The organism is Flavobacterium dankookense (assembly GCF_004362665.1).
GTDB classification, from domain to species: domain Bacteria; phylum Bacteroidota; class Bacteroidia; order Flavobacteriales; family Flavobacteriaceae; genus Flavobacterium; species Flavobacterium dankookense.
In genome coordinates this window covers 91,742-107,683 of the sequence record NZ_SNXR01000018.1, presented here as the reverse complement: position 1 = coordinate 107,683, position 15,942 = coordinate 91,742, and the positions used below count along the sequence as shown (strand labels likewise).

The following is a 15,942-nucleotide window of genomic DNA, read 5'->3' as shown; positions in this document are numbered from 1 at the left end:
CATGAAAAAGCTGATTGTACTTCTTTTAATATATTTTATTTCATCCAGTATAATTGCTCAAGAAAATCACTTTATCAATGAAATCAAAGCTTTTAGAAAGCAAGATAGTATTCAAAAACCTCAAGATGGAATGCTACTTTTTATTGGCAGTTCTTCTTTTAGACTGTGGAAAGAGGTAAAGTCAGATTTTAATAATTCGAATATTTTAAACCGTGCTTTTGGTGGCGCAACATTATTGGATTTGATTTATTTTCAAAACGATGTAGTTTTAAAATATCAACCCAAAAAAATATTTATTTATTGTGGAGAAAATGACATTGCCAGTTCAGAAAAATTAACTCCAAAGATTGTTTTCAAACGATATAAAACCTTTTATAAAACACTAAGAAAACAATTTCCAGACACACCAATTATCTTTGTTTCCTTGAAACCATCCATTTCACGTTGGCACATGAAAGACCGAATGACAGCTACAAATAAATTGATTTATGGTTTTATGAGAAATAAAAAAAATACTGTATTTGTTGATATTTGGGATGCAATGCTAGAAAACGGCGAACCTAGAAAAGATATTTATATTCAAGACAATCTTCACATGAATGCTAAAGGTTATGCTATTTGGGTTGAAAAAATGAAGCATTTAGTGAATGATTAACTTTTATTTTGACAAAACAAAGCACAAAAAAAAGTCATTAAAAAATGACTTTGATATTAAAAACGATGTAGTAAAATTATTTTTTGATATCTACATCAATGTCTTTGCTGTTTAACTCAACACCATCGCCACTAACTTTAACGCTAGTACCTTTTTTTTCTTCAGGTTTTGCTACTTCCACTGTGTCTCTGATGATTACAGTTTCTTTTTCGATTGTTTCTGTAGTAACATTTTCTACTTCTTTTACTTCTTCCTCTTTTTTACAAGATACCAACACCATCACCGAAAACAATAACACACCTAAATTTGAACATTTCATAAAATTTCATTTAAAATTATGAGTAAATGTAGGTTTAAATAATGATGTAAACTATTAATTATCAATATATTATTATTTGAGTGATTATCCAACTGCTTCTTTATAAACTTTCAGGCATTTTTCACGCGCTTCTTTATGATCTACAATGGGTTTTGGATAATGAATTGTTTCCAGTTCGGGTATCCATTTTTTGATGTATTTCAATTCTTTATCAAATTTTTTTATTTGTTCCGTCGGATTGAAAATTCTAAAATAAGGCGCAGCATCGACGCCACTTCCAGCTGCCCATTGCCAATTGCCAACATTACTTGCTTGTTCGTAATCTAATAATTTTGTAGCAAAATAAGTTTCGCCCCAACGCCAATCGATTAATAAATGTTTGCACAAGAAACTAGCGGTTATCATTCGCACGCGATTATGCATGTGACCTGTTGCGTTTAATTCGCGCATTCCTGCATCTACAAACGGATAACCAGTTTTTCCTTCGCACCATTTTTTATATAATTTTTCGTTGTTTTCCCATTTTACTTCGTCGTATTTTGGTCTAAAACTTGACTTATTTGTGTGCGGAAAATGCCACAAAATTTGCATAAAAAACTCTCTCCAAATCAATTCTTTAAAAAAGGTTTCGTTCTTACTTTCAATCGCTTTAGCAATCATTTTTCGGATGGAAACAGCACCAAATCGGAGATAAATTCCAAGATAAGACGTTTTATTCAATGCTGGAAAATTTCGTGTAGCTTCGTAATTGTCAATTAAACTACTTGATACATCAAACGGTGTCACTTTTATGGATGAAGTTTCAAATCCGATATCCGATAAACTTAAAAGAGGATAGGAGTGAAGCGCTATTTTTGATAAATAATCCTCTGAATTATAATTAATTAACTTTATTTTTTTGAAATTTTCTTTCCATTTATTCGAATACGGAGTATAAACCACATACGGCGTTCCATCGTCTTTCACTACTTCACTTTTTTCGAAAATAACTTGGTCTTTACTCGTTTTAAATTCGATTTTATTTTCTTTAAACAAATGGTATAAATCCAAATCGCGTTTACGAGCGTAAGGTTCATAGTCGTGATTGGTATAAACCGATTTTATTGCGTTTTCTGAAATTAATTTTCGATAAACATCCAATGGTTTTCCATGAAAAACAGCTAATGATTTTCCAATTTCTTGCAGTTGTTTCTGGATTTTTTCTAGCTGATTGTGAATAAAAGTGACACGCGCATCGTCTTTTGGTAATTGCGACAAAATCGTATCATCAAAAATAAATATAGGAAGTACTTCTTCCTCCGCATTTAAGGCATGAAAAAGTCCAACATTGTCGTCTAATCGTAAATCGCGTCGAAACCAGAATATGTTCATATTTTTAAAATTTCAATATCAAAAAACAACTTCAAAAATCAATTTCAATTTTTAAATTTGATTTTTGCAATTGACATTGATTTTTGTTATTTACATTGTTATCCATTTACCAATAAAGTTGACATTCCGCCATCAACATGGAAGATTTGTCCAGATATCCAACTGCTTTTTTCAGATAATAAAAAACTTGCCATTTGCGCCATATCATCAGAAGTTCCAACTCTTTTCAACGGATGTCGTTGTGCTGATTTTTCTTTTTTCTCATCGTTGCTCAAAAACTTCTCTGCCAATGGCGTATCGGTTAATGATGGTGCTATTACATTTACCCTAACTTTTGGAGCGTATTCGGCTGCCAATGCTTTTGCAAATCCTTCGATGGCACCTTTTGCAGCTGCAACCGAAGTATGAAAAGGCATTCCCATACTTGCAGCAACCGAACTAAAGAGCACAATACTAGACTGATTGGATGCTGTCAAATTAGGTAAGACCGATTGGATAACTTTTACCAAACTTATAAAATTTATTTGTAAATCTTGTTCGAATGCTTCTGGTTTTAAACCACGAAACGGACGAAGATTGATACTTCCTGGGCAATACACTAATCCATCGATTACTTCTGGTAATTTGGATGTATCTAATGTATCTGCTGAAGCATCAAAAGGAATGTGCGTAACGTGCATTTCGGCTATTTCGTCATTGGTTCTCGAGGCGATGAATACTTTATTTTCATATTGTAATTCTTTAGCAATAGCTAATCCAATACCGTATGAACCGCCAATAAGTAGTATGTTTTTCATGAGTAAGTTTTAGAATTTATTATTTAGAATTTTGACTGTCAAATTCACCAAACATTTCGATTAATTTTTTTCTTCTGTATTCAAATATTTCATTCAATTTAGGTTTTACCAAAAAAGGATGAACTAGTTGACCTAAAATTCCCATTGGAACTTTGTAATCTACAATGTCTTCCATTTCAACACCACCTGGAATTTCTTTTATAAAATGTTTATGATGCCAAAGCGCATAAGGACCAAAACGTTGCTCATCTACAAAATATTTTTTGTCAACAACATGTGTAATTTCGGTGACCCATTTGGCAGGAATTCCTAAAACTGGAGTAACAATATATTGGATGATTTGGCCGGGAAACATTGGTCTGTCAGCTCCAGAAAGAATTTTGAAACCCATATAATCAGGCGTTATTTTCTGTAAATTCTTTGGATCTGATAATAAATCCCATGCTTCGTCAATTGATATCGGTAAATTTTGTTTGGTATGCAGTCTGTAAATTTTCATTTGAAATATTTTTTGTAAAACTACAAAATGTTTAATTATTATCGGTATTTGTTAAACAAAAAAGAATTGTTTTTAAGTTTATATTAACATTTGAAAGGAATACTATTTGTAATTTTGACAAACTAATTTAAATATCATGAAAAAAATAATTATCGCATTGGCAATTATCATTGCTAATTTTACAATTGAAGCACAAGTAAAAACACCTGCTCCAAGTCCGAAAGCAACTTTAAATCAAGTAGTTGGTTTAACTGATGTAACGGTTGAATACTCAAGACCAAGTGCAAAAGGAAGAACCGTTTTTGGTGATTTAGTTCCATTCGGGAAATTATGGAGAACTGGTGCTAACCAAAATTCTATGGTTACTTTTAGCGAAGATGTAGTTATAAAAGGAACTACATTGAAAAAAGGTAAATATGCTATTTTCACTACACCAAAAGCAGACATGTGGGAAGTTGTTTTTTATAATGACACAGAAAATTGGGGAACACCGGAAAACTGGGACGTAAACAAAGTTGCTTTAAGCACAAATGTTGATCCAATTGCTTTAAATAATTCTGTAGAGACATTTACAATCTCTATTGGAAATTTAACAAATGACAGCGCAAGTTTGGATATTTCATGGGAGAAAACAATGGTTTCTGTGAAGTTTGATGTTCCTACTCAAAAAGCAGCTATGGCTAGTATCAATAAAGTATTAGCTGGACCAACAGCAGGAGATTATTTTTCATCTGCACAATATTTGTTTCAATCTAACGGAGATTTGAATAAAGCTTTAGAATATGTAAACAAAGCAGTTTCTTTAGTGAAAGCTGGTACTGATGTTCCATTTTGGCATTTACGTTTGAAATCATTAATCCAAGGAAAGCTAGGTGATAAAGCAGGTGCAATTGCTACTGCAAAATTATCATTAGCTGGAGCTGAAAAAGAGAAAAATGATGATTATGTCAAAATGAATAACGACAGTATCAAAGAATGGAGTAAAAAATAATTTTACTTAGTTATAGTATAAACCACGAATTAGATTTAATTCGTGGTTTTTTTTATGCGATAACTTTTCTTCTGTCAAACATTTGGAAAAGGATGGAAAGAACAACGGTTAAAGAAGCTCCAATAAAGTTTAGCCACAAATAACCTAGTTTTTCTTCTCCATTTGGATAGATGTGAATTGCAAAATAATAGATAATAAAAATGGTTAATTGACTGATTACAGCACTACAAAATATGGCATTTGCTTTGACAAATTTGATATAAAACCCAACTAAAAAAACACCTAAAACGGTTCCGTAAAAGATTGAACCTACAATGTTTACTAGCTGAATTAAGTTTTCAAATAATGTTCCGACACAAGCAAAAAGAATAGCGATAATTCCCCAAAGTAGTGTGAAATATTTAGTGGCATCTACAAAATGCTTATCTGATTTTTCACCTTTTACATTTCTTTTATAAATATCAATTGCTGTTGTAGAAGCTAATGCTGTTAATCCTGAAGCGGAAGACGACATTGCCGCTGATAAAATTACAGCTAACAAAAGCCCAATCAAACCTGATGGTAAGTAGTTTAAAATGAAATAGATAAAAACGTAATCTTTATCATTAGTTTCTGCTTTACTATCAACTTTTGTTATAATTTCTTTGGCTTGGTCGTGTAAATCTTTCTCTTTTCCTGACAACGAAATTAATTTATTTCTCAAAATTGGGTTGTCATAATTTTGATTTAAATGGTCAATATATAGTAGATTGAATTCCTTTTTTTCTTCGCTTAATTGTTTTAATTGTCTTTCGAGTGAGTTGTAATCTTCTGCATATATTGATTTTGAAATGGCATCACGATTTACAGGATTGAAATGTAACGGAACAGGATTGAATTGAAAAAATACAAAAACCATCACACCAGTTAAAAGGATAAAAAACTGCATTGGCACTTTTAAGAAACCATTCATAATTAAACCCATTTGACTTTCTCTATCAGATTTTCCAGAAAGATAACGTCCAACTTGCGATTGGTCAGTTCCAAAATAAGAAAGCATCAAGAAAAAACCACCAGTAATTCCACTCCAAAAAGTATAACGATTTTCAGGATCAAAAGAAAAATCTAGGATATTCATTTTATCATTGGCGCCAGCAATGTGCATTGCGTTTGAAAAAGTCATATCGTTTGGAAGATAATGTAATATCAAAAAGAAAGTAATAAACATTCCACTCATAATGATAAACATTTGCTGCTTTTGGGTAACGTTTACCGCTTTTGTTCCACCAGTAAAGGTGTAAATGATTACCAAAATTCCAATGATAATATTGAGCATAGTTAAATTCCAGCCTAGAATAGAAGATAAAATTATTGACGGAGCATAAATGGTCAAACCAGTTCCTAAACCTCGTTGAATTAAAAATAAAATTGCTGTAAACGAACGTGTTTTTAAGTCAAAACGCTGTTCCAAATATTCATAAGCAGTATATACTTTTAGTCGATGATAGATTGGAATGAATGTCATGGAAATGACTACCATAGCTATAGGCAATCCAAAATAAAATTGTACAAAACCCATTCCGTCGTGATAGGCTTGTCCAGGCGTTGATAAAAACGTTATGGCACTGGCTTGTGTTGCCATTACCGAAAGTCCAACTGTCCACCAAGGAGTTTCTTTGTTTCCAAGAATGTATTCTTCTACATTGGCACTTCCTTTGGTTTTATAAACACCATAGAACACGATAAAAAGTAGTGTAACCGATAATATAATCCAGTCAAGTTGTTGCATATCAGAAGAATAATTGCATTAAAACAAAAAAGATGATAATATAAATAGCATTGGCTATTAAAACCCATGTATAGCTATTTTTCCAAGAAGATTTTTTTGGTGTTTCCATGTTATTTTCCAATTGCTATCATATTTGCGATTAAACGAAATGCTCCTGAAACGCCTTCTGGCAATTCTCTAAAAAAGCTCAATCCAGTGTAAATGTAGTTTCCTTTGCCATATTTTGCTACAAGTAATGCACCATTTTTTGGTTTTTCTCCATCATCATTTGCGGATAGAATAGGAGTGAAAGCCTTATCCCATTCGTTCGGATAATATAAACCTTGCTCTTGTTTCCAGCCTTTGAAATCATTAACAGTTATTTTATTTGGATAATTTAAAACTGGATGATTTGGTTCTAAAAATCGAACTTCGGCGTCTTCCTCAGTAACTCTATCACGAGAAATTTTCAATGGAAAAGGTGCCATTTCTTTGGAAACTAAATCGTCTAAAGTGTTGTATTGCACAATCATGGTTTTGCCATTTTTAACAAAATCCAAAAGTATTTTTTGTTTATAAGCTAAAGCGTTTACCACATTATAAGCTCGAATTCCCGTGATGATGACATCAAATGAACTTAGCTTTTCAGCCGAAATAGTTTCGGGTTTAATGATTTCTACATCATAACCCATTTGTTGTAAACTCTTTGGAACTTCATCGCCTGCACCCATGATATAAGCGATTTTCTCGTTTTTTGTTTTAATTTTCAATCGAATGGCTTTGGCTTGGGCTGGTTTTAAAACCATTTGTTTGTAGATATGCGAATAGTTGATGTCTATTTTTTCTTTGTCAAATACTTGATTGTCAATTGTTACAATGCTTTTAATTTCTACTTCACTAATTTCTCGTGATGATGAAACATTAAAAACGGCTAAAACTTCTTCACCTTTTCTATCCAATGCAAACGGAATTTCTGTTGGTGAAACCGACCAGTTTTCAGGAAGTTGAAGTTTTACATTCCCTGAGATTTTATCTTTTCCTGCTTTTACTTTTACAGTAACTGTTTTGCTTCGGTCATTATTAAAAATATAAACTTTTTCAGCAATAGACGAAGTTGCAAGTGGAACAATATCAAGCGGTTGATAGACTTCGCCTTTTATATCGTCATTGTATTTATAAATCACTTTTCTGTCAAACGGAATTTCCACGCCAAGAATTTCAATCCAAAATCCAACGGTAACTTGTCGGATTACATCGGGTAAACCAATTTTTTCTTGTTCGTCTACGCGATACATTCCGTCAGTTCCGACTTTATTAAGCCAATATGCATTGGTATAATCAATGGTATTATTTAAGTTTAATGTAGTGGTTTCAGTAAAAGGTAAGTTGTTTTTTAACTCTATAACTTTTTTCTCCTTAGTTTCATAAGTTGGAATAGAACCAATTCCATTAAGTTTCATCGCAATTGAGCTTCTGTTGATGACCTCAAGTTTTACTTTTAATTGACTATCTGGGGTAATTTCTTGAACCTCGGCAACGGCTTCAATATATAATCCTGTACAAGCGGCAATGATTTTTTTTATTTCTTCGGATTTAACTTCTTTCCAATGTTTATCAGATAGATTTTGAATTAAATCATAGGCTTTTACCAATCCAGAAACGCTAGCCGATGGGTTTTTGAAATCGAAGTTTTTCTCAACATTGGCTAAAATTTCTCCAATGGCTTTTCCACCTTGAACTCTATTCCAAGTGGTATCAATTCCTTCGAAAATTGCATTTTTATCGTTTAGTTTTTCACCTTTTAGAAATTCTAAATATTCGTCTTCTTCACCTCGAGTTCCTGTTGAACCAAATCCTTGCGATTGATGACGACTTCGACTTAGTGCAGCAATTTCTTGGTTTGATTTTCCAATGGTTTGGTAATAAGTTCCAATTTGAAGTTGTGCTAAATTGGATTTATCGGCTTTATCAAATTTTTCTTTGCTGCCATAAAACCACCATGATGTGTTGAAGAAAATTCGTTTTGGTTGCCAAGTTTTAACGAATTCCAATTGATTTGGAAAAAAGGAAGCATCATTTACTTTGTCAAAAGCTTCGATGCTCAACATTGCAGAAGCTGTGTGATGACCATGAGTTGTTCCAGGCGAACGATGATCAAAACGATTGATTATAATGTCGGGTTGAAATTTGCGAATGGCTAAAACAACATCGCTTAGTACTTGTTCTTTATCCCAAATTTCCAAAGTTTCCGTTGGGTTTTTAGAATATCCAAAGTCATTGGCACGCGAAAAAAACTGCTCGCCACCATCTATTTTTCTAGCTTCGATAAGTTCTTGTGTTCTAATTACGCCGAGTAACTCACGTAGTTCAGTTCCAATTAAATTTTGACCACCATCACCACGAGTTAGCGATAAATAACCAGTTCGGGCTTTTGTATCGTTGGATAGATAAGAAATTAATCGTGTATTTTCATCGTCAGGATGTGCCGCGACGTAAAGCACTGTGCCGAGAAAATTTAGTTTTTGAATTTGATTATAAATTTCAGCAGAAGTAAGTTTAGCAGGTTGTTGTGCTTGACTTGTTTTAAATGATAAAAGGAAAAATAAAATAGAGTATTTATAAAGCTTTTGCATTTTTCAATCTTTGGTTTGCAATAGCTTCAAATATACATATTAAATAAAAAAAGTTGTTTTATTTAATTGGAATTTAACACTAATTTTATTTAATCGATGGATGCTGTGGCATAAGTAAAATGACCTTTAGCATTATAAGGAAATTGTTTTTTGTGAACTTTTATTTGTGAGTAAGGGTGTTCTTCATCATAATCAGTGATTACAACTCTAACTTTACTATAAAGCGAATAACCACCATAATTGATTGGAAGTTCTTCCGCTTTGATCCATTCACCTTTTTCTTGGAAGATATACACTTTTTCTAATTTGTCAAAATAGGCTTGAAGATTAGGGAAATAGAGATATCGTAATTTACAATTCGTTTTGGAGTTGAACTTTAAATTGTTGGTATTATCCAAATAAGTTACTTGTGCCGAAATAGTGTTACAATAAATAAATGCAAACACTAAAAGTATTTTTTTCGCATTCATAATAATAATTTTAATTCAGATACCTGTTTTTGTAAAACAATATTATTTGCATCTCAGTTATTAAGTACAAAAATACATAAATAATCGATTAAATAAATAAAAACATCGATAAAATGTAATTTTTTATAATATTTGTAAATTTTGTTTTACAATAATGACAGTTTTTATTTTGCTTATCAATCAATTTTTTACAATAGCAAATTGTTAATAAGATTGATAAATTATTAATAACTTATAACAAAGATAAGAAAAATAGTAACTGAAAAGTGATTTTAAGAAAAAAATAGCATTTGAAGTTAATAGCCTTTTTTCTTATAAGGATATTTAATTTTATGTTCTTCGATTAAAAGATAGGGTTCATCATCATCATAATCGGTTATATCAACTCTTGAAAATTTGTAAAGTGAGTAACCACCATAATTTTTAGGAAGTTCTTCAGCGGTAATCCATTCGCCATTTTCTTTATAGTAGAATACTTTTTTTAGCGAATCGTAATACGTTTGAATATTTGGATAGTAGAAATACCTGTAAAGACAGTTGTTTTTTGGATTAATTTCAAGTCTGTAATTTCTCTCCGCGACTTGAGAATATGACAAGTTGGATAACAATGCAAACAGCATAGCTAATATAAAAGGGTATAGCTTCATTATTTTCGTAGATTTGGGATAACAAAAATTCTTTGCAAAGATAGTTTATAATGCATTAATCAACGAAATCTTTATCATCAAAATTTTGATTAATAATTGAAATTCCTTTCTGAAGTAAAAGATTGTTTGGATACGTTATCCTTTCGCCATCGGTAGTTTTTAGATTAACATGAAAAGCACTAATATCTTCAATTTCAGCTTGAATTGGGAAATCTTTATCATGAATTTTGATAATATCACCAATTTTAAAAGGAAAAAAGAAAAACAATATTATGCCAGAGGTTACATTACTTAAAATTGACCATTGAGCAAACATAGCAACACCAATTACGGTTGCCACAGACGAAAATGTAACTAGAATGTCTTTTTTTTCAACACCCCAAATGATTATCAAACCAACAATTGCTAGAAGATTTAAAAGAATATTGATGTATTTTATCACCAAGTTGGTTCGATGCTCAATGATTGAACTCGTTCTAGCATATTTTCTAACCAATTTGGCAATAAAAAAACGCAAAACGATTAGAACTAAAATTACTATTCCAGTAGCAAAAACTTCTTTGGTATATCCGCTTAAGAAATTCATTTTTTTGAATTAAAGTTTGATAAATAGTCATAAACTAAATCGGTTGGAAGTCCAACAACATTAGTATAAGAACCTTCTATTTTTGAAATTGCCATTAATCCAATCCATTCTTGAATACCATAGGCACCAGCTTTATCGAAAGGTTGGTAGTTTTGAATGTAATATAGAATTTCTTCGTCGCTGATTGGATTAAATGTTACTTTAGTTACAGTATGTAAAAGTTCTGATTTTGAAGTTGTTTTAAAACAAACAGAAGTGATTACTTCGTGTGTTTTTCCGGCCATTTTTTTTAGCATTTGGAATGCATCGTTGGCATCTTTTGGTTTTCCTAGTGCTTTATTTTCAAACCAAACTATAGTGTCGCTAGTTACAATTATTTCGTTTGATAGTATTTCGTTATTAAAAGAATTGGCCTTTAGTTCGGCTAAAAAATTAGTGATTTCAACTCCTTGAAGCGTATCAGGATAAATTTCTTCAACGTCTTTTAGTTTGATTTCAAAATCCAAATCGAGGTCTTTAAAGAACTGCTGTCTTCTGGGCGAACCCGATGCTAAAATAATTTTATATCCTTTTAATTTTTCTTTAAGCATTATACAATATGTTTAGTGTAATGATAAAAATTGAAAGTATTCCGAAGAAAATAATCGCCTTTAGAATTGTGCTCAACAAACGAAATTCTTTTGAAGAAGTTGCCGACCATACTTTTATCGCTACAAATATCATTGGACTTATCATAAATAATAAAGCATAAACTGTAGCGATGTATAATTTCGAATTCATCAAATGATGATTCACGTACCAAAGCAGAGCTACTGTTGCTAATAACGAAATAACGGTGACGATTTTTGTTGTTTTTTCAACACCCAAAAGAACAGGTAAAGTTCTCATTCCTTGATTGTAATCGCCATTTAAATCTTGTAAATCTTTCACTATTTCTCTTATAAAATTAATGATAAAAGCAAATACCGCATAGTCAAGAAGAATATACAACCACATCTTCATTTGTTGTTGATTGTTAAAATCGGTAGCTGGAATTATATCAAACATTCCAACGATTAAAACGCTCAATGCTAAAACCAAAGCCACAACGATATTACCTATAACTGCGATTTGTTTTAAACTGGTTGCATAGAGATAAAGCAATACAGATGAAATGATAAAAATGCCAAAAAAACTATTTCTCATGACAAGGTTGGACAAATAAAAACCTATCAAAACACCAATAATTGTAAATCCAAAGTAGCAATTGTAAGCCATGTTTTCTGTCACACTTTTTCCAACGATTACGCTGTTTGGACGATTTTCATTATCTGTTTCTTGATCCATAATATCGTTGATAATGTAACCTCCAGCTGCAATAAAAACTGTGGATAAAACCAACAAAGCAAACTGCCAATCGGCTAAAGCCAATTCAACATTTTGTAGTTTTAAAAAACCATATCTAAGGATTAATTGCATAAAAGCAATTAGGAGTAAATTTTGGTAACGTATTAATTTAAGGTATTTCATTTTATTGTTTAATAATAAAAAAGTCTATTATCTATTTGTCTATCACCTAAAAGTCTATGATTAATCGTGTTTTCCATTGTAATACATATGCCATTTGCCTTGCACTTTCATCACTTGTTCAATAACTTCTCGAACAGCACCTTTTCCTCCGTTTTTGTGTGAAATATATTTTGAAATGGCTTTTATCTCAGGACTTGCATCTTGCGGACAGGTTGGTAAACCTACTAATTGCATTACATGAAAATCAGGAATATCATCGCCCATGTATAAAACTTGTTCCGGCTTGATGTTGTATAACTCTGTATATTCTTTAAAGGTTGCGACTTTGTCTGGTGAAGCTAGATGAATATCGGTTATTCCTAAGTTTCTTAATCGAATACGAACACCTTCATTGTTTCCTCCAGAGATGATGCAAACATTATAACCACTTTCGATAGCTGCTTTCATTGCAAATCCATCTCGAATGTTCATAATGCGAAGCATTTCGCCAGTTGGGGTGATGTGAACCGAACTATCGGTTAAAACGCCATCTACATCAAAAATAAAAGTAGTGATGTCGTTCATGAATTCTTTATAACTTTTTTCCATTATCAATAATTGATTTGGTTAGTGTTTTGTAAATGTTGATTTGATTTTCGTCTTTTAGAAAATTCAAATGTGCGTTAATCGTTGTGGTATCGTTTCTTTTGGCTGGACCCGTTTGTGCTTCGTTTGGTGATAAGGTTTGAATTTTATCCGCCGTTTCTAGAATTAACGGTTTTAATAATTCAAAAGGAAGTTTGTTTTCTTCACAAATAGTTTCGCCAATTTGATATAAATGATTGGTGAAATTGCACACAAAGACTGCAGCAACGTGCAAAGCTTTTCGTTGTTCTGAATTAATTTGATAGACTTCGTTTGAAATGGCTTTTGCTACTTTTTCTAGTAATTTATAATCACTCGTATTTTCACTCTCCAAAGCTATTGGAATTCTACTGAAATCTAATGATTTTGTTTTTGAAAAAGTTTGTAACGGATAAAAAACGCCTTTTCTGTTTTTTGAATGTATCACACTCATATCAGTACTTCCCGAAGTGTGAACCACTAATTTATTGTCAAAAAGTATTTGGCTAGAAACATCATGAATGGCATTATCACTAACAGCGATAATGTACAAATCGGCTTCTTTTAATTGATTAAAATCAGAAGTGATAAGATTAGAATCGAGTAGGCACGATAACTCCATTTTGTTACGAGCTAGTACTTGAATTAGCTGAACTTCTTTGGTTTTTTGGAACGCCAAAATTAAATGTTGGGCAACATTGCCAGCACCAATAACTACTACTCTAATCATGGTGCAAAAGTACTAAAATAGGTTTTAGAAGTAAAAGTTTATTACAATTAATGTAACTCAAAAAAGGAAATTCGTTTTTTCAGAAATCAATTGAGAATTCATCAAAATCTATAATTTCTGATAATTTAAGTAATGGCTCTTTTTTTATAGTGCTCCAAATGTTTTCAAATTTATCTTTATCGACATCATAATCGCTTATATTTCTACTCTCTAATCTTTGGTTTAACCATTTTAATTTTCTTTTAATTAATGCTAGAACGTGTATTTTAACAACAGAACAATTATATCTATTATTTCAATTTTTTTAATAAATACGAATAGATAAGTGCATCAATTTTTGCAGTTTGCTCATTCGTTGAAGCACCAGCATGACCACCTTCCATATTTTCATAATAGAAAGTTTTATAACCCATATCGTTCATCTTGGCTACCATTTTTCGAGCATGACCTGGATGTACTCTATCATCGCGAGTAGAAGTAGTGAAGAAAACTTCGGGATAATTCATTTCTGCTTTTAGATTTTGATAAGGAGAATATTTCTTAATATATTCCCATTCTTCTGGAATATCAGGATTGCCGTATTCACCCATCCAACTTGCGCCAGCTAATAATTTGTTATAACGTTGCATGTCTAATAATGGCACTTCACAAACAATGGCGTTATACAATTCAGGTCGTTGAGTAAAAGCAACACCTACAAGTAAACCTCCGTTGCTTCCACCCATAACACCAAGGTGTTTTGATGATGTTATTTTTTTAGCAATGACATCTTCAGAAACGGCATACAAGTCGTCAAAAACGTTTTGACGCTTTTCTTTTAAACCGGCTTGATGCCAATTCGGTCCAAATTCGCCACCACCACGGATATTGGCTAAAACATAAACACCGCCTTTGTCTAACCATGAAACCCCAACCGCAGAAGCATAGTAGGGTTGAGAAGAAGAACCAAATCCACCATAAGCATAAATTAAAGTAGGATTGTTACCATCGGTTTTAAGATTTTTTGCGGCAACCAAAAAGTAGGGAACAAGCGTACCATCTTTTGATTTGGCTTTGTACTGTTTCACTTCATATTTACTTGCATCAAAAAATGCAGGAAGTGACTTTACTTCTTTTAGAGTATTTTCTTTTGCATCAGCAGCAAATAATGTAGAAGGAGTGATGAAGTTTTGAAAATTAAAGAAATATTCATCCGAAGTATCATCGGTGGTGATTATTCCAATAGTACCATATTCAGGAGCTTTTACTTGTTTGCTTTGCCATTTTTCGCCATCAAAAGAGAAAACAAATAACTTATTCGTCACATTGCTAAGCATATTGATTAACACTTTGTTTTTTGTTGTTGCTACTCCATCGACACTAGAAAATTCATCAGGTACAATAATCGTTTTGATGCTTTTTTTCCCTTTTAGCAATTCGGAAAGCGTTAAACTAATTAGGGTTCCAGATTTAAAAGTACTATTTTCTACTTTCCAGTCGGATTTTAGGGTAACAATCAATTGGTCATTTAACAAACTATTGATGTCAGCATCTAAAGGAATATCTAAGGAAACCATTTGGTTATTGTGCCAAAAAAGTTTTTCTGAATTAAAGATGGTAATTGCTCTAGAAACATAAGTGTACGTTTTGGAACCATCGTGATAAACACCACACCAAACGCCAACATCCTCTTTTTTTCCTTCATAAATGAGTTGTGCCGAGTCTAGACTTGTTCCTCTTTTCCACAATTTTGCAAGTCTTGGATAGCCTGAATCAGTCATTGTTTTTTCTCCAAAGTTGGTAGCAATTGCTATTGTATTTTCGTCAACATAACTTGCCCAACCTTTTGCTTCTTCGGTTTGAAATCCATCTTTGATAAATGCTTTTTTATCTACATCAAATTCTCTAATGATAGTTGCATCGCCGCCGCCATTTGATAGACTTATTAAGAATTTAGTATAGGTTGGATGAAGACCTGAAGCACCTTTGAAAACCCATTTTTTATTATCTTTTTTTGATAATTCATCAATATCCAAAAGTGTTTCCCAGTTGAGTTTACCGCTTTTATAATCCGTTAATAAACAGCGTCGCCAAATTCCTCTTTCATGGTTTTTATCTTTCCAAAAGTTATAAACGTAGTTACCATTTATTGACGGATAAGCTATACGTTCAGATGAATTGAATATAGCTAAACATTGATCATAAATGGATTGGTAATCTTTTTCTTTACTCAATTTATCAAATGTAGCTTTGTTTTGTTCGTTTACAAATGATAAGGCTTTTTCGCCATCAACTTCTTCGAGCCAAAGGTATTTGTCTTCTTGTGCATTGACTGTATTGTTAATTCCAAAAATTGCCAATAGGAGTAAAGTGTATTTTGCCATGATTATATTGTTTAGTCTGTGT

At 32.1% G+C, this 15,942-nt stretch carries 16 protein-coding genes; 2 read left to right on the top strand and 14 right to left on the bottom strand.

Annotated features, from left to right (window positions below):
• The first annotated feature begins 1 nt into the window (after window position 1).
• Window positions 2-655, top strand: a complete 654-nt coding sequence (locus BC748_RS13410; RefSeq protein ID WP_133534008.1) for a GDSL-type esterase/lipase family protein — start codon at window positions 2-4, stop codon at window positions 653-655.
• Window positions 656-731: 76 nt separating this feature from the next.
• Here BC748_RS13410 and BC748_RS13405 read toward each other — a convergent pair whose 3' ends face one another.
• The 4 genes from BC748_RS13405 to BC748_RS13390 all read right to left on the bottom strand — a co-directional run bounded on the left by BC748_RS13405 (window position 732) and on the right by BC748_RS13390 (window position 3,641).
• A complete protein-coding gene (locus BC748_RS13405) occupies window positions 732-974 on the bottom strand; it encodes a hypothetical protein (protein ID WP_133534007.1) in 243 nt (80 codons plus the stop codon).
• 84 nt (window positions 975-1,058) lie between these two features.
• Window positions 1,059-2,345, bottom strand: coding sequence for a cryptochrome/photolyase family protein (locus BC748_RS13400; protein WP_133534006.1), 1,287 nt, complete (start codon window positions 2,343-2,345; stop codon window positions 1,059-1,061).
• Between the two features lie 98 nt (window positions 2,346-2,443).
• Window positions 2,444-3,142 carry an SDR family NAD(P)-dependent oxidoreductase gene (locus BC748_RS13395; RefSeq protein ID WP_133534005.1) on the bottom strand — a complete coding sequence of 233 codons (699 nt, stop codon included), beginning with the start codon at window positions 3,140-3,142 and terminating at the stop codon, window positions 2,444-2,446.
• A 19-nt stretch (window positions 3,143-3,161) separates the two neighbouring features.
• Window positions 3,162-3,641 carry an SRPBCC family protein gene (locus BC748_RS13390; RefSeq protein WP_133534004.1) on the bottom strand — a complete coding sequence of 160 codons (480 nt, stop codon included), beginning with the start codon at window positions 3,639-3,641 and terminating at the stop codon, window positions 3,162-3,164.
• 136 nt (window positions 3,642-3,777) lie between these two features.
• Here BC748_RS13390 and BC748_RS13385 point away from each other — a divergent pair, with 136 nt between their 5' ends.
• Window positions 3,778-4,632: a DUF2911 domain-containing protein gene (locus tag BC748_RS13385; protein ID WP_133534003.1), complete on the top strand. Its 855-nt coding sequence runs from the start codon at window positions 3,778-3,780 to the stop codon at window positions 4,630-4,632.
• A 52-nt stretch (window positions 4,633-4,684) separates the two neighbouring features.
• Here BC748_RS13385 and BC748_RS13380 read toward each other — a convergent pair whose 3' ends face one another.
• From BC748_RS13380 to BC748_RS13335, 10 genes are all read right to left on the bottom strand, one after another.
• On the bottom strand, window positions 4,685-6,400 hold the full coding sequence (locus BC748_RS13380) for a sodium:solute symporter family protein (protein ID WP_133534002.1): 1,716 nt from the start codon (window positions 6,398-6,400) through the stop codon (window positions 4,685-4,687).
• Window positions 6,401-6,510: 110 nt separating this feature from the next.
• The gene (locus BC748_RS13375) at window positions 6,511-9,012 is read right to left on the bottom strand and encodes a PIG-L family deacetylase (RefSeq protein WP_133534001.1); all 2,502 of its coding nucleotides are present in this window, start codon (window positions 9,010-9,012) and stop codon (window positions 6,511-6,513) included.
• 89 nt (window positions 9,013-9,101) lie between these two features.
• On the bottom strand, window positions 9,102-9,482 hold the full coding sequence (locus BC748_RS13370) for a hypothetical protein (RefSeq protein WP_133534000.1): 381 nt from the start codon (window positions 9,480-9,482) through the stop codon (window positions 9,102-9,104).
• A gap of 296 nt (window positions 9,483-9,778) precedes the next feature.
• Entirely contained in the window at window positions 9,779-10,129 is a 351-nt protein-coding gene (locus tag BC748_RS13365) for a hypothetical protein (RefSeq protein WP_133533999.1), read from the bottom strand.
• Between the two features lie 55 nt (window positions 10,130-10,184).
• Window positions 10,185-10,715, bottom strand: a complete 531-nt coding sequence (locus BC748_RS13360) for a mechanosensitive ion channel family protein (RefSeq protein WP_133533998.1) — start codon at window positions 10,713-10,715, stop codon at window positions 10,185-10,187.
• Window positions 10,712-11,305 (bottom strand): Maf-like protein, encoded by a 594-nt coding sequence (locus tag BC748_RS13355; protein ID WP_133533997.1) that lies wholly within the window; start codon window positions 11,303-11,305, stop codon window positions 10,712-10,714. Before BC748_RS13355 ends, BC748_RS13360 begins: the two co-directional genes overlap by 4 nt.
• Window positions 11,298-12,224, bottom strand: a complete 927-nt coding sequence (locus tag BC748_RS13350) for a geranylgeranylglycerol-phosphate geranylgeranyltransferase (protein ID WP_133533996.1) — start codon at window positions 12,222-12,224, stop codon at window positions 11,298-11,300. Before BC748_RS13350 ends, BC748_RS13355 begins: the two co-directional genes overlap by 8 nt.
• Before the next feature lie 60 nt (window positions 12,225-12,284).
• Window positions 12,285-12,812, bottom strand: a complete 528-nt coding sequence (locus tag BC748_RS13345; RefSeq protein ID WP_133533995.1) for a KdsC family phosphatase — start codon at window positions 12,810-12,812, stop codon at window positions 12,285-12,287.
• The gene (locus BC748_RS13340; RefSeq protein WP_133533994.1) at window positions 12,796-13,557 is read right to left on the bottom strand and encodes a Rossmann-like and DUF2520 domain-containing protein; all 762 of its coding nucleotides are present in this window, start codon (window positions 13,555-13,557) and stop codon (window positions 12,796-12,798) included. Before BC748_RS13340 ends, BC748_RS13345 begins: the two co-directional genes overlap by 17 nt.
• Window positions 13,558-13,847: 290 nt before the next feature.
• Window positions 13,848-15,920, bottom strand: coding sequence for a prolyl oligopeptidase family serine peptidase (locus BC748_RS13335; protein WP_133533993.1), 2,073 nt, complete (start codon window positions 15,918-15,920; stop codon window positions 13,848-13,850).
• Between the last annotated feature and the right edge of the window lie 22 nt (window positions 15,921-15,942).